The 18022-nt window shown below is 71.7% G+C and carries 18 protein-coding genes and 1 tRNA gene; 12 read left to right on the top strand and 7 right to left on the bottom strand.

What is annotated here, in order from left to right:
* Positions 1–290 precede the first annotated feature (290 nt).
* Positions 291–1346 carry a glutathione S-transferase C-terminal domain-containing protein gene (locus ABZ272_RS30290; RefSeq protein ID WP_355053350.1) on the bottom strand — a complete coding sequence of 352 codons (1056 nt, stop codon included), beginning with the start codon at positions 1344–1346 and terminating at the stop codon, positions 291–293.
* 80 nt (positions 1347–1426) lie between these two features.
* Here ABZ272_RS30290 and ABZ272_RS30285 point away from each other — a divergent pair, with 80 nt between their 5' ends.
* The gene (locus tag ABZ272_RS30285; protein ID WP_355053349.1) at positions 1427–1858 is read left to right on the top strand and encodes an ester cyclase; all 432 of its coding nucleotides are present in this window, start codon (positions 1427–1429) and stop codon (positions 1856–1858) included.
* Here the strand turns inward: ABZ272_RS30285 and ABZ272_RS30280 are convergent.
* Positions 1839–2414, bottom strand: a complete 576-nt coding sequence (locus ABZ272_RS30280) for a Uma2 family endonuclease (protein WP_355053348.1) — start codon at positions 2412–2414, stop codon at positions 1839–1841. The genes ABZ272_RS30285 and ABZ272_RS30280 overlap by 20 nt on opposite strands.
* A gap of 96 nt (positions 2415–2510) precedes the next feature.
* Between ABZ272_RS30280 and ABZ272_RS30275 the strand changes: the two genes are divergently transcribed.
* The 7 genes from ABZ272_RS30275 (at position 2511) to htpX (ending at position 9968) form a co-directional block, all read left to right on the top strand.
* Positions 2511–3119 (top strand): NADH-quinone oxidoreductase subunit I, encoded by a 609-nt coding sequence (locus ABZ272_RS30275; RefSeq protein ID WP_355053347.1) that lies wholly within the window; start codon positions 2511–2513, stop codon positions 3117–3119.
* A gap of 25 nt (positions 3120–3144) precedes the next feature.
* Positions 3145–3696, top strand: coding sequence for an NADH-quinone oxidoreductase subunit J (locus ABZ272_RS30270; RefSeq protein WP_355053346.1), 552 nt, complete (start codon positions 3145–3147; stop codon positions 3694–3696).
* A complete protein-coding gene (gene nuoK, locus ABZ272_RS30265; RefSeq protein WP_355053345.1) occupies positions 3693–4037 on the top strand; it encodes an NADH-quinone oxidoreductase subunit NuoK in 345 nt (114 codons plus the stop codon). Before ABZ272_RS30270 ends, nuoK begins: the two co-directional genes overlap by 4 nt.
* Positions 4034–5968, top strand: a complete 1935-nt coding sequence (locus ABZ272_RS30260) for an NADH-quinone oxidoreductase subunit L (protein ID WP_355053344.1) — start codon at positions 4034–4036, stop codon at positions 5966–5968. Before nuoK ends, ABZ272_RS30260 begins: the two co-directional genes overlap by 4 nt.
* Positions 5965–7473, top strand: coding sequence for an NADH-quinone oxidoreductase subunit M (locus tag ABZ272_RS30255; protein ID WP_355053343.1), 1509 nt, complete (start codon positions 5965–5967; stop codon positions 7471–7473). The genes ABZ272_RS30260 and ABZ272_RS30255 overlap by 4 nt, the downstream gene beginning before the upstream one ends.
* A 34-nt stretch (positions 7474–7507) precedes the next feature.
* Positions 7508–8989: a proton-conducting transporter membrane subunit gene (locus tag ABZ272_RS30250; RefSeq protein WP_355053342.1), complete on the top strand. Its 1482-nt coding sequence runs from the start codon at positions 7508–7510 to the stop codon at positions 8987–8989.
* Positions 8990–9092: 103 nt separating this feature from the next.
* Entirely contained in the window at positions 9093–9968 is an 876-nt protein-coding gene (gene htpX, locus ABZ272_RS30245) for a zinc metalloprotease HtpX (RefSeq protein WP_355053341.1), read from the top strand.
* Positions 9969–10029: 61 nt separating this feature from the next.
* On the opposite strand, the gene ABZ272_RS30240 is transcribed toward htpX, so the two are convergent.
* Both ABZ272_RS30240 and ABZ272_RS30235 read right to left on the bottom strand, forming a co-directional pair.
* Entirely contained in the window at positions 10030–11223 is a 1194-nt protein-coding gene (locus ABZ272_RS30240) for an MFS transporter (protein ID WP_355053340.1), read from the bottom strand.
* Positions 11223–12065, bottom strand: a complete 843-nt coding sequence (locus tag ABZ272_RS30235) for a DUF6065 family protein (protein WP_355053339.1) — start codon at positions 12063–12065, stop codon at positions 11223–11225. The genes ABZ272_RS30240 and ABZ272_RS30235 overlap by 1 nt, the downstream gene beginning before the upstream one ends.
* Positions 12066–12256: 191 nt before the next feature.
* Here ABZ272_RS30235 and ABZ272_RS30230 point away from each other — a divergent pair, with 191 nt between their 5' ends.
* Positions 12257–13516 (top strand): MFS transporter, encoded by a 1260-nt coding sequence (locus ABZ272_RS30230; RefSeq protein WP_355053338.1) that lies wholly within the window; start codon positions 12257–12259, stop codon positions 13514–13516.
* Positions 13517–13583: 67 nt separating this feature from the next.
* Positions 13584–14111 carry a dihydrofolate reductase family protein gene (locus ABZ272_RS30225; RefSeq protein WP_355053337.1) on the top strand — a complete coding sequence of 176 codons (528 nt, stop codon included), beginning with the start codon at positions 13584–13586 and terminating at the stop codon, positions 14109–14111.
* Positions 14112–14174: 63 nt separating this feature from the next.
* Here the strand turns inward: ABZ272_RS30225 and ABZ272_RS30220 are convergent, their stop codons facing one another.
* Both ABZ272_RS30220 and ABZ272_RS30215 read right to left on the bottom strand, forming a co-directional pair.
* Entirely contained in the window at positions 14175–14369 is a 195-nt protein-coding gene (locus ABZ272_RS30220; protein WP_355053336.1) for a hypothetical protein, read from the bottom strand.
* Between the two features lie 226 nt (positions 14370–14595).
* Positions 14596–15315: a VOC family protein gene (locus ABZ272_RS30215; protein WP_355053335.1), complete on the bottom strand. Its 720-nt coding sequence runs from the start codon at positions 15313–15315 to the stop codon at positions 14596–14598.
* A 630-nt stretch (positions 15316–15945) separates the two neighbouring features.
* Between ABZ272_RS30215 and ABZ272_RS30210 the strand changes: the two genes are divergently transcribed.
* The gene (locus ABZ272_RS30210; RefSeq protein ID WP_355053334.1) at positions 15946–16395 is read left to right on the top strand and encodes a hypothetical protein; all 450 of its coding nucleotides are present in this window, start codon (positions 15946–15948) and stop codon (positions 16393–16395) included.
* Between the two features lie 156 nt (positions 16396–16551).
* On the opposite strand, the gene ABZ272_RS30205 is transcribed toward ABZ272_RS30210, so the two are convergent.
* Positions 16552–17046, bottom strand: coding sequence for a YajQ family cyclic di-GMP-binding protein (locus ABZ272_RS30205; protein ID WP_355053333.1), 495 nt, complete (start codon positions 17044–17046; stop codon positions 16552–16554).
* A 148-nt stretch (positions 17047–17194) separates the two neighbouring features.
* Between ABZ272_RS30205 and ABZ272_RS30200 the strand changes: the two genes are divergently transcribed.
* A tRNA-Tyr gene (locus tag ABZ272_RS30200) sits at positions 17195–17278 on the top strand.
* Positions 17279–18022: the final 744 nt, after the last annotated feature.

The raw sequence follows: 18022 nt of genomic DNA, 5'->3' as shown, positions 1-18022 counted from the left end.
CGCCCCGCCCCGCCCCGCCCCGCCCCGCCCCGCCCCGCCCCGCCCCGCCCCGCCCCTCGATCATGAAGTTGTGGTGGGTGACAAAGCGCCTGTCAATCCCCAAATCGGGCACCACAAGTCCATGATCGACGAGGCCGGGCGGTGGTGACCCGCGATCTTGCACTTACTGCGGCCGCATAAGGGGCATCCCGCTCATCTCGACGACAGAAAGTGCAAGATCGGCGGGACACGGGCGGGCAGGGCAGGGACGGGGCGGGACACGGGCGGGCTCGGGGCGGGGCGCGGGCGGGTTAGCGGAGCGGGGTGTGGGTGGGGTCTACCGGTTCGGCCGGGGGTGGGGGTGGGGTGCCGTCGCCGAAGGGGCGGCCGCCCAGGGCGTCCCGGCCGTGCGGGATGAGCCAGTTCGACAGGTCGGGGCCGAGCGGAACGATCCCCGTCGGGTTGATGTCGCGGTGCACCTCGTAGTAGTGCCGCTTGATGTGGTCGAAGTCGATGGTGTCGCCGAACCCGGGGGTCTGGAACAGATCCCGGGCGTACGCCCACAGCACCGGCATCTCGCTCAGCTTCTGCCGGTTGCACTTGAAGTGTCCGTGGTAGACGGGGTCGAAGCGGGCCAGCGTGGTGAACAGCCGCACGTCGGCTTCGGTGATGGTGTCGCCGACCAGGTACCGCTGATTGGTCAGCCGCTCGGTCAACCAGTCCAGCCGGTCGAACAGCCGGTGGTACGCCTTGTCGTACGCCTCCTGGCTGCCGGCGAACCCGCACCGGTACACGCCGTTGTTGACGTCCCGGAACACCACGTCGTTGACCTCGTCGATCTGCTCGCGCAGGTGCGACGGGTAGAGCTGCGGGGCGCCCTCGCGGTGGTACGGCGTCCACTCGGTGGACAGGTCCAGGCTCATCTGCGCGTAGTCGTTGGTCACCACCTGCCCGGTGGGTACGTCCACCATCGCCGGCACGGTGATGCCCCGCTCGTAGTCGGGGAAGCGCGCGAAGAACGCCTCCTGGAGGCGCTCGATGCCGAGCACCGGGTCGCGCCCACCGGGGTCGAGGTCGAAGGTCCAGCTCCGGGCGTCGTGCGTGGGGCCGGCGATCGCCATCGAGATGGCGTCCTCCAGGCCGAGCAGCCGTCGCACGATGACGAGGCGGTTGGCCCACGGGCAGGCTCGGCTGACCGCCAGCCGGTACCGGCCGGGCTCCACCGGGTAACCGTCCCGCCCGTCCGCGGTGATCCGCGTGGCGATGTACCGCTGGTCCCGGGTGAACTCGCCACCCGGCTCGACGTACTTCCCGCCTGTCTGCGCCACGTCGTCCGCCCTCCGGCTCCGGTTGCCCTCACCGCCCATCCTCGCCGAAATCCGGGTACCTGGCTCGGTACGGGCGAACCTCGGCTGTCTCCGGTGCTGGCCGGAGCTACCCTGCCGTCATGACGGATGTGGAGACGGCGGCCCGGCGCCTCATCGCCGACGTGTGGAACGCGCGTCGGGAGGAGTCGGTGTACGAGCTGATCGCCGAGGAGTGTCCGGGGCTGGGCGGGACGGGGCCGGATGCGACGCTGGCCTGGCACCGCGAGCGCCGGGAGGCCTTCCCGGACCTCCGCTACAAGATCGTCGACGTGGTCGCCGCGGGTGGGCGGGTGGCCGTGCACTGGCGGGCTGCCGGCACGCACGCCGGGCAGTTCGGGCCGGTGCCGCCGACCGGGCAGGTGGTCAGCTACTCGGGGGCGACGTTCCTGCGCTTCGACACCGCCGGCCGGATCATCGACGTGTGGAGCTGCAACGAGCTGCTCCAACTCCTTCAGCAGCTCGGCGTCGAGATGGTGCCGCCGGCCGGCGGCCTCAGCGGCTCCGCGGCGTGATTCTCTCCAGCGGAATGTCCATCTCCCAGGGCTCCGGCACGAGGATCCCGTCGGTGAGCCGGTCCTGCTCGATGTAGACCTGCTTCATGGCGTCGAGTTTGTAGCTGTGCACGACGATGCCCGCCTCGGTTTCTATTCGCCAGAAGTAGGGGATGTCCGCCTCGGCATAGAGGGCCGGTTTGAGCACTCGATCGATGCTGCGGGATCCCTCTGAAACGATCTCAACCACCAGAAGGACCTGATCCGGCAGATAATGCGACGGATTCCGCTGCGCGGCGTCGAGGTAGGTGACCAGCAAATCGGGGATGAAGGAGCGCTTCCGCGAAATGCGTACCTCGACACCCTGCGTCACGTCGAGGTCGCTCGGGCAACTTTCCAGCATGGCCGAGCCCAGCAGGAGCGCGATGGACTGGTGGAGTCGCTTGGGGGAGGGCGACACGAGCAGGTTTCCGTCCAGGAGTTCGGGGCGTGGGCGGCCGTCGTCGGGTAGGGCGTCCAAGGCGTCGGTCGTCCACTCGCCCGGCGGCGGAACGTCGTCGTGCAGCGCGGCGGTCATCGACGGGTCCTTTCCGGTGCGGTCGTTCTCCCCGCGACCACGGTACCGCCGCGGACCTGTGGGTGGTGGTCGCGCGCGCCGGGGCCACAGGGCAGGATGGTCCACATGACCGATTCCAGCGAGCGCGGCGATCCGGCCGGCGGCGCCAGCGAGCGCGGCCTGCCCGGCGCCGGTCTGGTGAAGGGGCTGGCGGTCACCCTCAAGACGATGACCAGCCGCTCGACCACGCAGCAGTACCCGGACGTCGCCCCCGAGCTACCGCCGCGCTCGCGTGGGGTGATCGCGCTGTCCGAGGAGAACTGCACGGTCTGCATGCTCTGCGCCCGCGAGTGCCCGGACTGGTGCATCTACATCGACTCGCACAAGGAGGAGCTGGCGGTGCCCGGCGCCGCCCGTCCCCGCCAGCGCAACGTGCTCGACCGGTTCGACATCGACTTCTCGCTCTGCATGTACTGCGGCATCTGCATCGAGGTCTGCCCGTTCGACGCGCTCTACTGGTCGCCGGAGTTCGAGTACGCCGAGTACGACATCAAGGACCTGCTGCACGACAAGGACCACCTCGGCCAGTGGATGGCGACGGTTCCGCCGCCGCCAGCGCACGACCCCAACGGCGAGCCGGCCAAGGAGGAGACCGCCGCCGCGCGCAAGGCCGCGCGGTCGATCCCACCGGCGGTACGCCCCGGCGACGAGGGCCCGGCGTCGTGACCGCCCGAGCCGCGGGGGCGGCCCGGTGACCGGCGCGGATCTGCTGCTGCTCGCGCTGGGCGCGGTGGCGGTCGGCGCCGGTGTGCTGGTGGTGACCACCAAGCACCTGGTCCGGGCGGGGCTCTACCTGGTGGTGTGCCTGGGCGCGCTGGCCGGCGACTATCTGGTGCTCGGCGCGGAGCTGGTCGCCTGGGTCCAGGTGCTGATCTACGTGGGCGCGGTGGTGGTGCTGCTGCTGTTCGCGGTGATGTTGACGCGGGCCCCGATCGGGGCGTCCGACGACCTGGACCGGCCCGGCTGGCCCGCCGCGCTGATCGGGGGCGGGGCCGGGCTAGGGCTGAGTGTGCTGCTGGTCGACGCGTACCGGTGGAGCGCCGTCGCGCTGCCCGACGCGGGCACGGCCGAGCGGCTGGGGGAGCAGATCTTCTCCTCCTGGGTGCTGCCGTTCGAGGTGCTCTCCGTCCTGCTGCTGTCCGCCCTGGTCGGCGCGGTGGTGCTGTCCCGGCCCGACATCGGCCGCCGTGGCGAGGACGCGCCCGCGCCGGCAGAGGAACTGGCCTCCGGGGGGCGTCGGTGAGGCCGGTCGTCCCGTACGTCACCGCCGCGTTGCTGTTCGGCCTCGGCGTGTACGGCGTGCTGCGTCGACGCAACGCCGTGCTGGTGCTCATGTCGGTCGAGTTAATGCTCAACGCGGTGAACCTGATCCTGGTCACCGCGGACACCACGGTCCGCGCGGTCCTGCCGCACTCCGGGCAGGTGTTCGCGCTGTTCGTCATCGTGCTCGCCGCCGCCGAGATCGGGGTGGGGTTGGCGATCGTGCTCCAGCTCTACCGCCTGCGGTCCACGGTGGCGGTGGACGATGTGGCGTTGACCGAACCGGCCGCCGCCGTCGAGCGGGACGCGGAGGCGACCCGGTGACCGGGCTGCTCGGGGCGGCGCTGCCCGCCGTACCGCTGCTCGCCGGTCTGGTCGGTCTGCTGCTGCCGCCGGCCCCCCGGCATCGCGGCGGCGCGGTCGGCGGCGACCGGGCCCGAACGGCGGCCGTGACGATCGGCGTGGCCGGTGCCGCCGCCGCGCTGGCGCTGGCCGTGGCCCTGCTGCTGACCGTCGACGGTCCGACGGAGACGTCGACGACCTGGGTCGACTTCGGCGGGCTGGCGGTGACCCTGGGGGTACGCCTGGACGGCGCCGCCGCGCTGGTCGCCGTGGCGGTCGCCGCGGTGGCCCTGGCCGTGCAGGTCTACTCGATCGGCTACCTGCGGCGCGGTCCGCACGACGACGTCGACGTCGACCACCGCTATCCGCCGTACGCCGCCCAGATCAGTCTCTTCACGGGGGCGATGCTGCTGGTGGTGGTCGCCGGCGACCTGATCATGCTGCTGGTGGGTTGGGAGGTGATGGGCCTCTGCTCGTATCTGCTCATCGCCCACGACCGCCGGTTGGCGGGCGCGCCGGCCGCCGCCATGAAGGCGTTCCTGGTGACGCGGGTCGGTGACGTCGGTTTCCTGCTCGGCATCGCGTTGCTCGGGGTGTCGACGGGCAGCTTCCGGATCGCCGACGTGCTCGCGCACGACCATTCCGGGGCGACCCTGACCGCCGCCGGCCTGCTGCTGCTCGCCGGTGTGGCCGGTAAGAGCGCACAGTTCCCGTTGCACACCTGGCTGCCGGACGCCATGGCCGGCCCGACGCCGATCTCCGCGCTGATCCACGCCGCGACGATGGTCGCCGCCGGGGTGTACGCGGTGGCCCGGCTCTACCCGCTGTTCACGGCCGCTCCGGTGACGTTGACGGTGCTCGGGGTGCTCGCCGCGATCACCCTGCTGCTCGGGGCGCTCGCCGCCACCGCGCAGGACGACATCAAGCGGGTCCTGGCCTGGTCGACCGTCAGCCAACTGGGTTACATGACCGGCGCGCTGGCCGTCGGTTCGCCGTCGGCGGCACTGTTCCACCTGCTCACCCATGCCGCGTTCAAGGCGCTGTTGTTTCTCGCGGCAGGTGCGGTGATCCACGCGGTGGGCACCACGCTGATGTCGGAGATGGGTGGGCTGCGTCGGACCATGCCGGCGACGTTCTGGTGCACGGTGATCGGTCTCGGCGCGCTGGCCGGGGTGCCTCCACTGGGCGGCTTCTGGAGCAAGGACGGCGTGCTGACGGTCGCCGAGTCGGCCGCGCTGGAGGGTACCGGCCCCGCGCCGTCGTGGGTGGGCTGGCTGGTCTGGCTGGCCGGGCTGCTCGGCGTGGCGATCACCGCCTGGTACGCCGGGCGACTGCTGCTGCGGACCTTCTTCGGCGAGCCCCGGCTGCCGCTGGTCCACCCGCACGACCCGCCGGCGGTGCTGCGCTGGCCGGTGCTGCTGCTGGCCGTGCCGGCCGCGCTGCTGGGCCTGGCCGGGTTCGTCGGCGCGTTCGCCGACCGGCTGCGGTTCGCCACCGTGCCGGTAGCGGGCGCGGAGGACGGCCTGGTCCACGTCGGGCCGGGGCTACTGCTGCCGCTGGCGCTGCTGCTGGTGGGCGCGGGGCTGGTGTGGGCGCGCTGGCGGCGGGACGAGGCCGCCGATCCGGCGACCGCGCTGGGTCCGCTGCGGCCGGTCTTCGCCCGCGCGTTCCGGCTCGACGACGTCCAGCACACCCTTGTCGTACGCCCCGTCCGGGCGCTGGCCCGCCTCGCGCGTACCGGCGACGAGGTGGTGGTGGACGGGGCCGTGGAGGGCAGCGGCCGGGCCGCCACCGGTCTGGGGGCCGGGCTGGCCGCGTTGCACCGGGCGGCGCTGCCCCGGGCCGCCGCCGGCGTGCTGGCCGGCGCGCTGCTGATCGGCCTGGCGGCGGCCGTGCTGGGGGCGGTGTCATGACGTTCGGACAGGTGCTGCTCGTCGCCGTGCTGGTGGTGCCGGCGCTGGGCGCGGTCGGGGTGGCGGCGACGCCCCGGGACCGGGCGGCGCGGATCGTCGGTACGGCCGCGGCGGCGCTGACCCTGCTGGCCGCCGTGGCGTTGGTGTCCGGTGGACGGGACTGGTTGGCCTGGTCGGCCGGTACGCCGGCGGTGCGCCCCTGGCACCAGGTGGACCTGCCCTGGGCGTCCGGCCTGGATCTGCGCTTCCACCTCGGCGTCGACGGCATCTCCTGGCCGCTGGTGGTGCTGACCGCGCTGCTCACGCTGCTCTGCTGCGCGTACTCGCTCTGGCGGGTGCCCGACGGCGGCAGCGGACGGGCGCTGGTGGCGCTGCTGCTGGTCGTCGAGGTGGGCATCCTCGGCACGTTCCTCGCCCTGGATCTGGTGCTGTTCTTCCTGTTCTTCGAGGTAGTCCTGCTGCCGATGTACGCGATCATCGCCGGCTGGGGCGGTGCCGACCGGCGTCGGGCGGCCCGCAAGTTCGTGCTGTACACCCTCGTCGGCTCGGTGCTGCTGCTGGTCGGCGTGTACGTCGTGGTCGCCGCCGCGGGCACCGCCGACATCGTGGCCCTGACCGGCGGGGCGGGGCTGTCCCGGAACACCCAGTTGGCCGCGTTCACGCTGTTCGCGCTCGCGTTCGCGGTGAAGAGTCCACTCTGGCCGCTGCACTCCTGGCTGCCCGACGCGCACACGCAGGCCCCGACGGTGGGCAGCGTGGTGCTGGCGGGGGTGCTGCTCAAGATGGGCACGTACGGGCTGATCCGGGTCGCCGTGGGGGTGGCCCCGGAGGGCGCCCGCTGGGCGGCCCCGGTGCTCGGCGTGCTGGCGGTCGCCGCGATCCTGGTCGGCTCGCTGGTCTGCCTGGCCCAGGTCGAGGTGAAGCGGCTCATCGCGTACTCCAGCGTGGGGCACATGGGCTTCGTCCTGCTGGGCGTCGCCACGCTGACCGCCACCGGCGTCCAGGCGGCCCTGATCGGCAACGTGGCCCACGGGGTGATCACCGGCCTGCTGTTCTTCCTGGCCGGGGCCGTGAAGGACCGCACCGGCACGGGCGCTCTCGCCGAGTTGTCCGGGCTGCGGGAGACCGCGCCCCGCCTCGCCGGTCTGCTGGCGTTCGCGGCCGTCGCGTCGCTGGGCCTACCCGGGCTGGCCGGCTTCTGGGGGGAGGCGTTCGCGGTGGTCGCGGCGATTCAGGTGGGTGGTCCGCTGTGGCTGACCCTCGGAGTGCTCGCGGCGGTCGGCGGCGCGCTCACGGCCGCGTACTTCCTGCGGTTGCTGCGCCAGGTCACCCACGGCCGGCCGAGCCCCGCGGTGGGCGGCGTCGGCGCGGGCCTGGCCGGCGCGGAGTTGACCGCGTGGGCGCCGCTGGTGCTGCTCGCGCTGGCGATCGGTCTGGTTCCGGCGCTTGTCCTCGGCGTCGCCGAGGCGCCCGTCGACGCCCTCATCGAGGTGATCCACAGGTGAGCACGAGAAGCGCGCCGCGACCGAGGGCGGACCGATGAGCGTCGTGCAGAGCGTGGACAGCGTGGCGTTGCTGCCGGCGTACCTGGCCGCCGGCACCGCCGTACTCGTGTTGGTGGTCGACCTCGTGCTGGCGCGGCCGCGCGTCACGATCGCGGTGGCCGCGCTCGGGGCGCTCGGCACGGCCGTCTTCTCCGCGCTGGTGGGCGCGGGCGGCGAGCGGCGGACGTTCTGTGTCGGCGCGGACTGCTCGTGGGTCTTCGGTGGGCGGGCGGCCCTGGTCGGCGCGGTGGTGGCGCTGCTCACTCTGGGCGTGCTCGGGCTGTCGGTGCCGGCGCTGCGGGCCGGCCGGTCGCCGGTGGGGGAGTACGCCTTCCTGCTCGCCTGCTCGATGACCGGCGGCGTGGTGCTCGGCGCCGCCGGCGACCTGATCACCCTGATCGTGGCGTTGGAGACGCTGACCCTGCCGCTGTACGTGCTGGTCGGCCTGCGTCGTGGCAGCCTGGCCAGCGCCGAGGCGGCGGTGACGTTCTTCGTGGTCAGCGTGGTCGCCACCACGCTGACGCTGCTCGGCGCGGCGCTGCTGTACGCGGTGACCGGCGGGCTGCACCTCGACCGGGTGGGGGCGCTGCTGGCCGAGCGGCCGGAGTTGCGCGACCTGCCGCTGACCACCGCAGCCGTGACGCTGCTGCTGCTCGGGTTGGCCTTCAAGGTGGCGGCGGTGCCGTTCCACGCCTGGGCGCCGGCCACCTACGACGGCGCCCCGCTGCCGGTGGCCGCGTACCTGTCGACGGCGTCGAAGCTGGGCGGCCTGGTGGCGGTGCTGGCAGTCGTGCAGCGGGCGCTGCCGGCGGACCGGACCGGTCCGGTGCTCGCCCTGCTGGCGGTGCTCACGATGACCGTCGGCAATCTGGTGGCGCTGCGTCAGCGGCGTACCGTCCGGCTGCTCGCCTGGTCGTCGGTCGCGCAGGCCGGCTACATCCTCGCCCCGCTGGGCGCGCTGGCGTTGGCGGCCGGCCGCACGGGCGAGGCGCGGTCGGCCGCGTACGCCGCCGCCGTGGCGTACGCGGTGTTCTTCGTGGTGCTGGAGCTGGCGGCGTTCGCCGGGGTGACCGCGCTGCGCCCGGCGGGGGCGGACGGCGGCACGCTCGACGACCTGCGCGGGGCCGCGCGCCGGCACCCGTGGCGCGGCGCTGCCCTCGGCCTCGCGCTGGTGGGTCTCGCGGGACTGCCGCCGGGCCTGGCCGGGCTGTTCGCGAAGGTGACGGTGGTCCGTTCGCTGCTGGACGGCGGCGCGGCCTGGCTGGCGCTGGTGGTGGCGCTGAACGCGGTGCTCGGGCTCGCCTACTACCTGCGGGTGACGGCCGGCCTGTGGACGCCGCGGTCCTCGCCGGGCGGAGACGGCGTGGTCGCCGTACCCCTGGTGGGGGTGGTGGCGGTGGTGCTGGCGGTGGCCACCGTGGCCGCCGTGGTGCTCGGCGTCGCCCCGCAGCTCGTGCTGGATCTCGCCGCCCGCTGAGCGGGTCTCAGTCAACTCTCAGCGTTCCGACGGATGGTTGACGGGTATCGGGTTGTTGTACCGGTCAGCGGATCGAGGCGACCCGCGCACCGAAGGAGAGATCGTGCACCACAACCGTCTGAAGACCGCCGCGCTGCTCGGCCTGCTCACCGCGCTGATCCTCGCGGTGGGCTACGGGTTCGGTGGCAGTGGCGGCCTGGTCATCGCCGTCCTCATCTCACTGGGCATCAACGGCATTTCCTACTTCTACTCCGACAAGATCGCGCTGCGCTCGATGCGGGCGCAACCGGTCAGCGAGGCACAGTTCCCCGAGTTGTACCGGATGGTGCGCGAACTGGCGACCGAGGCGCGGCAGCCGATGCCCCGCCTGTACGTGAGCCCGACCGCCCAGCCCAACGCGTTCGCGACGGGGCGTAACCCGCAGCACGCGGCGGTCTGCGTGACCCAGGGCATCACCGAGATCCTGGACTACCGGGAGCTGCGCGGTGTGATCGGACACGAGCTGTCCCACGTCTACAACCGGGACATTCTGATCTCCAGCGTCGCGGCCGGCCTGGCCGGCATCATCACGTTCCTGGCGAACATCGCCTGGTTCATCCCGCTGGGTGGCGGGGACGACGAGGACTCGCCGAACCCGGCCGTCCTGCTGCTGACCCTGATCCTCGGCCCGATCGCGGCCACCGTGATCCAGTTGGCGATCAGCCGCAGCCGCGAGTTCCAGGCGGACCAGTCCGGCGCCGAGTTGAGCCGGGACCCGCTGGCCCTGGCCAGCGCCCTGCGCAAGATCGATGCCGTGGCCCGGCGACGCCCGCTGCCGGCTCAGGGCACGCTCACCAGCAGCGCCCACCTGATGATCGCCAACCCGTTCGCCGGTGGCGCGGTGGCCGCCCTCTTCTCCACCCACCCGAAGATGGAGGACCGGGTCGCCCGCCTGGAGCGGATGGCCGCCAACTCGGGGCCGGTGCAGTTCCAGCGCTGACCCGCCGAACCCCGTACTCCGCCCGCGTCCGATTACGGACGCGGGCGGAGTCGTTTCCCAGTCACTCCGGTGCGGGCGGCCGACCCAGACGGGTCAGCAGCACGACGGCGAGCAGGACGACGCCCGCCGTCAGGTACGACGCGGCGGGCGAGAGCACGGCGGCCACACCACCCAGCAGGAAGATGCCGATCCCCGAGGTGACGATGTTCGCCGCGACGATCGTCGCCTCGACCTGCCCCATCCGTTCGGGTGGGGCCAGCCGGGCGAACGTGGCCTGCGCCCCGATCAACCAACCGCCGCCCGCGCCGATCAACGCGTTGCCGACCGTCAGCGCCCCCAGCGGCGCGTCGACGGCGACCAGGACACCGGTCAGCACCAGCGCGCCGGCCAGCGCCGCGGCGACCGCCACCTGACCGGTCAACCGGCCCAACCAGCGGGACCGGCCCACCACCAGCACGAAGACCGCACCGCCCAACGCCGAGGCCGCCAGCACGGCGGGACGCCAGGCCCCGCCGGCCAGATCCGGCGCGAGGGTCTCCGGGAGCGCGCCGGACAGCACCGTGGCCAGGGTGAGCAGGGCGACGCCCCGCAGCACCGGATGGCGGGCGATGATGCGCACGCCCGCGGTCGCCGGTGGACGCGGCCCGCGTACTCGGTGGGGGCGCTTCGGCAGTCCGGTCAGGACGACCGCGGCGATCAGGAACGACCCGAGGTCGATCAGGAGCGCCACCCGGGAGCCGAGGGCCACCGTCAGACTGGCCCCCGCGAGCAGGCCGACGACCTGGCCCGCCTGGTTGGCGAAGGCGCTGAGGCCGAACAGCGGCAGCCGCAGCGGAGCGTCCACCGCCTCGGCGGCGACGGCCACGTTGACGCTCGCGTAGGCGGCCCGTACCGCGCCCAGCAGGCCCGCCGCCACGATCGCCGGCAGCGGCTCGGGGACCGCCGCGGGCACGGCGATCAGCGCGGCGCCGGCCACCGACAGCCAGACCAGCAGGGTACGGCGGGCCGGCACGTCCAGCCAGCCGCTGAAGACGGTCGCGACCAGCAGGGCCGGCAACGTACGCGCGGCGTAGACCGCAGCCGGGCCGAGGACCGAGTTCGTCTGGTCGTACGCGAGCAGCAGCAGAGCGGCCAGGCCCACGAAGTCACCCAGCTCCGAGATGCCCCGGGCGATGACCAGCCGGGAAGCGACCGGATGCCGGAACAGCGCTCGGTAACCGGGCGACGGCGTGAGCTGTGCGTCGGTGTCGGGCATCAGATTGGCTGATCCGCTTCCGCTACCCCGATCGGCTGGTAGGCGGCGTTCTCCCGGACCCGGCGGGCCTGTTCCCGGCGGTAGCTGCTGCGGATCTCCGGATCCTGGCGGCGGCGGCGCAGCGCCACGAAGTCCGACCAGACGTCCTCCGGCCACGCCGGCAGCCCTTCCCCGGTGACCAGTTCGGCCTGCCGGAAGGCCTCCAGCGTCGACCGGTGCACCGGTTGCAGGCACATGAGAGGGATGTTCCGGTAGAAGCGCACCACCTGCCCCACCTCGGTGAGCCGCAGGATGGTGGGCAGCAGCGAGGTGTACCAGTCGGTCTCGACCACGCCCTCGTAGAGCTGCACGCCGCGCTGGGCGGGCCAGTTCGGCACGCCCCGGGCCATCAGGCACCAGCCCGGGGACGTACGCGCCACCACGCCGGTGACCAGCTCGATCGTGTTGGCGGCACGCGGGTCGGCGTCGAGGAACGGGATGCTCGCGCCGTACCTGTCGAAGATGTCCAGGTCACCGTGGAACTGCTCGGGCGCCGCCTGCAACTGGCCGGCCGCGTCCGGCAGCTTGCCGTCGTAACCACCGGCGAGCGAACGCCACTGGGCCGGCTCGTTCTCCGTCAGCAGCGTCCACTCGGTGTCCTGCCCGTCCCAGCGCAGCGCGAAGTCGGTCGGCGGGTAGACGTACCAGCCGAACCCCGAGGCGATGGCGACCGGCGGGCACTGTTGGACGGCCCGGGCGGGCAGGGAGCCGCGCAGGCTGGGCGAGGCGGCCTCACTGGGCTTGGCGTCGCCGTACAGCGAATAGATCTCGACTCGCAGAGGTGCGGTGGTAGTCCCGGACATCGGACCTCCTGCCTCATCGTGCGGTGCCGGCGTATGGACCCAATTCGATCAGCAACCTACCCCCTTTGTGACCGCTCGGTCAGTCCCGGCCTCCGCGCTGCTGTGAGCGGAACGACCATCCACGGCCTGACCTCGGGCGTTAGGGTCGACAGGGCTTCTACCCGTTACCTGTTCCAGCGGAGGTACACCTCGTGGCCGCACTGCGCCAGTACCTGGGTGTCTGGCGGATCCCCGGTGCGCCGATCCTGCTGGTCACCGGCATCATCGGCCGGCTCGGCATCGGCATGACGCCGCTGGCGCTGCTGCTGGTGGTCGAGCAGGTAACCGGGCGCTACTCCCTGGCCGCCATCGCGGGCGGCATCTACGCCGTCGCCGGCGCCGCGCTCAGCCCGGTGGCCGGCCGCATCGCCGACCGGGTCGGTCCGAGCCCGGTGCTGCTGGTCACCGCCGTGGCCCACCCGTTGGCGCTCACCGGGCTGCTGCTGGCCAGCCGCTCCGGCGACGACGCCCTCGCCGCCATCTACCTGACGGCCGGCGTCGCCGGCGCGACGTACCCGCCGCTTACCGCCGCCATCCGCGGCGCCTGGAACGAACTGACCAGCCCCGCCTCCGGCCGGTACGCCCTGCGCAACACCGCCCTCGCGGCGGAGACCTCGCTGTTCGAGATCGTGTTCGTGCTCGGCCCGCTGCTCGTGGCAGGGTTCGTACTGGTCGCCGACGCGGCGGCCGCGCTGATCGGGGCGGCGGTCGTCACCCTGGTCGGCACCACCGCCGTCGCCCTCGGCCGGGTGATGCGCGACTGGCGGCCCCACCCGCGCGAACACCACGCCCGGGGACTCGGTCCGCTGCGGGTCGCCGGCTTCCCGGCACTGCTGCTCTGCGTCGCCGGACTGGGCATCGCGTTCGGCGCCGCCGGTGTGATCGTCCCCGCGTACGCCGGCAACGCCACCACCGACGACCCGGAGAGCCTCGCCGGGCTGCTACTGGCGGTCTGGGGGGTCGGTAGCGCCATCGGCGGCTTCTGGTTCGGCGTCCGCCGGCCCTCGCCGAACATGACCCGCCAGTTCGCCCTGCTGCTCGCCGCGCTGGCCGGCACGTTCGTGGTGTTCGCGCTCATGCCCACGCCGCTGGCGCTGGGCGTCGCCCTGGTCGTCGGTGGGGCCACCATCGCGCCGGCGCTGACCCTGGAGAACACCCTGGTCGGCCGGATCGCCCCGGCGGGCATGCTGAACGAGGCGTACACCTGGGTGGTCACGGTGGCCGTGGCGGCGAGCGCCGCCGGCGGCGCGGTGGCCGGCCTGATCGTGGACCACGCCGGCGGCGTGCCGTGGGCCTTCGTCTTCGCGGGCGCGGCGGTGGCCGTCGGGGCCGCGGTCGCCGCGCTGCCCGCCGGGCCCATCGCCCGAGCGGAAAACCAGGCGGTACGCGCCGACGAGCCCGTCCCGATCTGACCTCCTCCGACGGTTTCCGGCGATGTCGGTGGGGTGCGCCAGACTGGGCGTCGACGAGAGGGGAACCATGGCCAAGCTGCTCTACTCGGCGACCGCGTCACTCGACGGCTACATCGCCGGCCCCGGCGGTGACATGTCCTGGCTCACCGAACACCTCAGCGGCGACAACCCGACCGCCGACCGTCTGCTGGCCAACATCGGCGCGATCCTCGCCGGCAACCGCACCTTCGGCGGCGACGACCCGAACCGTGGCACCGACAGCGAAGGCGCCTTCGGCGGCCGGTACCAGGGGCCGGTGATCGTCCTGACCCACCGTCCGCCCGCCGACCCGCCCGAAGGCGTCACTTTCGCCGACGACCTGCACCGCGCCGTCGCGCAGGCCAAGGAGGCCGCCGGCGACAGGTACGTCAACGTGCTCGGCGCCGACGTCGCCAAGCAGTGCCTGCGGGCCGGCCTCCTCGACGAGATACTGATCTTCTTCGCGCCGGTGCTGCTCGGTGACGGGGTGCCCATGTTCGACGACCCGGGTGGCGCGCGGGTCCGGTTGACGCCGATCGCCGGGGAGACCGCCCACTGGTACCGCGTCGACCGCTGACGGATCGGCGCGGGTACGGGCGGTGCGGGCTCTCCACCGACCCCCGGTCGGCCACGGCGAGGGCTACGGCCTCCGGTCGGTGATCGCCGCTTCGATCCGGAGGCCGATGCCGGTCAGCACGAGGAGGAACGCGACGAAGTGCGGCGCCATGCCGTCGTAGCCCGCTGACAGGTTGAGTAGCGAGATCAGAAAGCCAACGATGAGCGACAGCGTGCCAAGTATCCGTCCGCTGTCCGCCCGCCGAGATCGAGGATCCACGACGCGACCGTAGCGGTCTCGCCGTACGTCAGCGAGGCGCCGCCCGCTACCAGCCAGAACGCGGCCATGATCGCTGTTAGGCCGCCGCCAGGCCGTCCGAGGGTGACCCGAGCACCTTGTCGACAGCGCGCCGTGTGCGGTCCTCGCTCGTCGGCATCAGGTGGGTGCAGGTGCGCAGGGTGAATTCGGGGTCAGCGTGGCCCAGGTACTCCGACACCGCCTTGCGTCACCGCAGTGCTGCTGCGAGTTCGGTGGCGTTGTCGAACGCGGGTGCCGCCCTTTCGGATTCCTGGTCCGTGAGCGTGACGGACTGGGCGCGGGCCAGCATCTCGGCCGCAGTCTTCGGATCGTGCAGCACCATCGCGAGTTCGGCGCGGTAGACCAGGACCTCTACCTGCTCGACCGGGTCGTCGTCGGCTTGCGGGCGGGCCAACGCGCTGTCGAGGATCCGAACCGCCTGTTCGACAATTCCCCTGGAATCGGCCTGCACGACAGCATTCGCCAGGGCCTTGGCCAGCCGCCCGGCAGGCGTGGCGGCCGGCATGCTCGCGGTGGCGGCGTCCCGAAAGACGCGGATCCAGTTGCCGCCCGGGTCGATGACGCTGAACCCGCCCAACCCGTCGGAGTTCTTCCGCGCCCTGGGCCGGGTCATCCGCGGCGTTCCGGACACCAGCACCTTGCCGTACACGGCCCGCATACCGGCTGCGAAGGCCCGGTGTAGTCCCTCGATGTCTGCAGTGAGTACGAGACAGGAGCCATAGGACTGCTCCGGGTCAAATCCGGCGATCTCAAAGAACTGCAGGTGCAGGTCTTCCCGCTGAACCCCCATACACGCGTTGGGCTTGCGTTGCTTGTACGTGGTGCGGAAACCGAGAACTCCGTAAAAGGCTTCGATGTCGTCAATGGATGCGCACGGCAGCAGGGGAACGGTCCGCTCGTTGGTCATGCCTCCTTCCTAGGCGTCGCAGGGTGTCCGTCGCACATGGAAATAGCCGATCATCGTCTCTGGCCATCCGATCGGCTGATGACCCGGCATCCAAAGCGGCCCAGCCGAACCGTCGGTGGCGCCTTCCTGCCTGCCATATGTCTCGCCAAGATCTGGCGCCGGGATCTGCCGCGACCAGCGTCCGGAGGTGCCGCAGATCAGTTGGCGGACGAGCGTCGCGCATCAGTCGACGAAGGACACCGCCGGCTGCCGACGATGTCGGGTTTCCGGACGTTCGTGACAAATCAGTCTCGGGACGTGGGTGACACTGAGGCGTCTGCGGCAGCAGCGTCGACAGCAGCTGGCCGGGACGAGGGAAGCCGACCTCGGACACCCGCCCAAGGCCGCAGACGTGAACGGACCCCGCCGGGCGGAGCGCCCAGAATTTACAGGCGAGGGGTCAAGCGGCACCGCCCCGCGCCCCGCGCCCCGCCGATCTTGCACTTTCTGTCGTTGGGATGAGCGAGATGTCCCTTATGCCGCCGCAGGAAGTGCAAGATCGCGGGTGACGACCGCCCGACCTCGTCGATCATGGAGTCGTGGTGCCGGGTTTGGAGACTGACAGGGCGTTTTGTCGCCCACCACAACTCCGTGATCGACGGACTGGGGCGGGGCAGGGCGCGCGGAGACGACTTGCTTGAAGTGGAGCAGGCGTGGCGCATCTATGGTGTCGCGGTGGACGATCGCGACGTCGAGGCTCACGAGCACTCGGACCGGCATGAGGTGTTCCGGTCCTTGCCCTTCCCCTTCAGCGACGGCCGATTCCCCGACAACCTTGGGGCGGTCGTCCAACGAACCGTGCTCGAGGGTGCAGAGCCAGCACGTGAGGTCATCCATACCGGCGACAACTCCTGGATCGTCGGCGACGGCGTGAACGACCCGAACCAGCCCGGCGCTGTGGTCGTGACGTGCATCAACCACGCCATTGAGCTGAACTCGTCGGTGGCGCAGCTGGCAAGCCTTCCGATCGGCCAGGTGGCCTACCGCGGGAACCCCGACCAGCCATGGTTGATCGAGCCCCACTCATGGCTTGAGGAATAATGGGGTCGCCCAGAGAGGGCCACTGCCAGGCCGACCTCTCAGGGCGGATCAGGCGGCTGGCCAGGCCGTCGGCCGTCAGACAGTAGTGACGAACGACGACCATTGGCGACGACGTCTGCCCAGGTCACAAAGGGTGAACGACCCGCTGGCCGGGGCTTACCTGTAGTTCGTGAACTGGAGGGCGACGCCGAAGTCCTCACCCTTGAGCAGCGAGATGACAGCCTGGAGGTCGTCCCGCTTCTTGCCGGTGACGCGCAGCTGGTCGCCCTGGATCTGCGCCTGGACGCCCTTCGGGCCCTCGTCGCGGATCTTCTTGCTGATCGCCTTGGCCTTGTCCGTCTCGATGCCCTGGATCACCTTGCAGTCGATCTTGAAGACCTTGCCGGACGGGCGCGCCTCACCCGCGTCCAGGGACTTCAGCGAGATGTTCCGCTTGACCAGCTTCTCCTTGAACACGTCCAGAGCCGCACGGACCCGCTCCTCGGTCTCCGCCTGAAGGCCGATCGCCTCCTCACCCGACCAGGAGATCTCCGCGCCCGTGCCGCGGAAGTCGAACCGCGTCGCGAGCTCCTTCTCCGCCTGCCGGAGGGCGTTGTCGACCTCCTGACGGTCGACCTTGCTCACGATGTCGAAAGACGGGTTCGCTGGCATGCTTCTGCTCCTGCTGTCCGGCGGTCTGGGGCCTGCAGTCGGCCGCCGACCAGCGGCACGACCCCCTGACGGTACCCGGTTGCGCCGGTCCCGGGGCGAGCCGCTATCCTTGCTTCCGCCGCCGCGTTGCGACGCGGTGGGGTGCCCTGGCGGGTTGCCCGAGCGGCCAATGGGAGCGGACTGTAAATCCGTCGCGAAAGCTACAGAGGTTCGAATCCTCTACCCGCCACCAGGTGCAGACACGGCCCCTGACCAGCAGAGATGCTGATCGGGGGCCGTTGTCGTTGATCTAGCCGAGTCCGGCTGAGTCCAGCCGTTGACGACTGGTTGTGGGCAGATGGTGGGCAGGTCGATCTTGCCCGTTGAGTGACCTTCTGGGGCTGCGAGCGCTGGGGTAGGTGCTCTGGGGTCCGGTCTGGCGGAGTCCGTGCGTGTGGGGAACGGCTGAGGGTCCGCGGTGAGGTGTCGCCGGCTGCGGGAGAGGGACCGGGGGCAAGCCAGTCCCGGGGTTGGACTGGCGCGGCAGTCGGAAGCCCTGACCGTCGACGAGGCCGACCGGTTGGCTTCCGTTCCGCCTGGCCGTGATCGTGACGCTGGCCGGATCAGCAGACTCGGGGCGGCGGTCCGGCGGCAGTCGGTGGCTCTCCGCCCCGGCGCCGAAGGCGGCCGGGGCGGCTTGCCGCCGGCCGGGTTACCGCCTCGCGCCGTGCGGAGCGCGGCGCCTTGATTCAGAACAGAGAGAATCGGCAATGCCCTGTTGCAAGAGGTGTTGTCTCTCGTGACGAGCATGAACAAGCATCGGCGTGTCCGAATTCTGACTGATCTATTGCCTAGGCGGGTGGTACATAGCAGCGGCGCATGCCGTGCAAATCCTGGGCCTACGTCGGCAGGCGGCGACATCGGTCGAGATTGCCCAACGGCAAGGGGGACGCCCAACTGGTCCGAACGGAGTCTGGCTTGCCCAGCCCTCTATTGG

The sequence above is a fragment of the Micromonospora sp. NPDC005979 genome (assembly GCF_040614415.1).
Taxonomy (GTDB): domain Bacteria; phylum Actinomycetota; class Actinomycetes; order Mycobacteriales; family Micromonosporaceae; genus Micromonospora.
This window is presented reverse-complemented; position numbering and strand designations above follow the sequence as displayed.

What these genes read in the sequence shown, in the direction of transcription:
- ABZ272_RS30290 (WP_355053350.1), bottom strand. Translation starts at nt 1,346, where the DNA reads ATGGGCGGTGAGGGCAACCGGAGCCGGAGGGCGGACGACGTGGCGCAG.
- ABZ272_RS30285 (WP_355053349.1), top strand. Translation starts at nt 1,427, where the DNA reads ATGACGGATGTGGAGACGGCGGCCCGGCGCCTCATCGCCGACGTGTGG.
- ABZ272_RS30280 (WP_355053348.1), bottom strand. Translation starts at nt 2,414, where the DNA reads ATGACCGCCGCGCTGCACGACGACGTTCCGCCGCCGGGCGAGTGGACG.
- ABZ272_RS30275 (WP_355053347.1), top strand. Translation starts at nt 2,511, where the DNA reads ATGGTCCACATGACCGATTCCAGCGAGCGCGGCGATCCGGCCGGCGGC.
- ABZ272_RS30255 (WP_355053343.1), top strand. Translation starts at nt 5,965, where the DNA reads ATGACGTTCGGACAGGTGCTGCTCGTCGCCGTGCTGGTGGTGCCGGCG.
- ABZ272_RS30250 (WP_355053342.1), top strand. Translation starts at nt 7,508, where the DNA reads ATGAGCGTCGTGCAGAGCGTGGACAGCGTGGCGTTGCTGCCGGCGTAC.
- ABZ272_RS30240 (WP_355053340.1), bottom strand. Translation starts at nt 11,223, where the DNA reads ATGCCCGACACCGACGCACAGCTCACGCCGTCGCCCGGTTACCGAGCG.
- ABZ272_RS30235 (WP_355053339.1), bottom strand. Translation starts at nt 12,065, where the DNA reads ATGTCCGGGACTACCACCGCACCTCTGCGAGTCGAGATCTATTCGCTG.
- ABZ272_RS30225 (WP_355053337.1), top strand. Translation starts at nt 13,584, where the DNA reads ATGGCCAAGCTGCTCTACTCGGCGACCGCGTCACTCGACGGCTACATC.
- ABZ272_RS30215 (WP_355053335.1), bottom strand. Translation starts at nt 15,315, where the DNA reads ATGACCAACGAGCGGACCGTTCCCCTGCTGCCGTGCGCATCCATTGAC.
- ABZ272_RS30205 (WP_355053333.1), bottom strand. Translation starts at nt 17,046, where the DNA reads ATGCCAGCGAACCCGTCTTTCGACATCGTGAGCAAGGTCGACCGTCAG.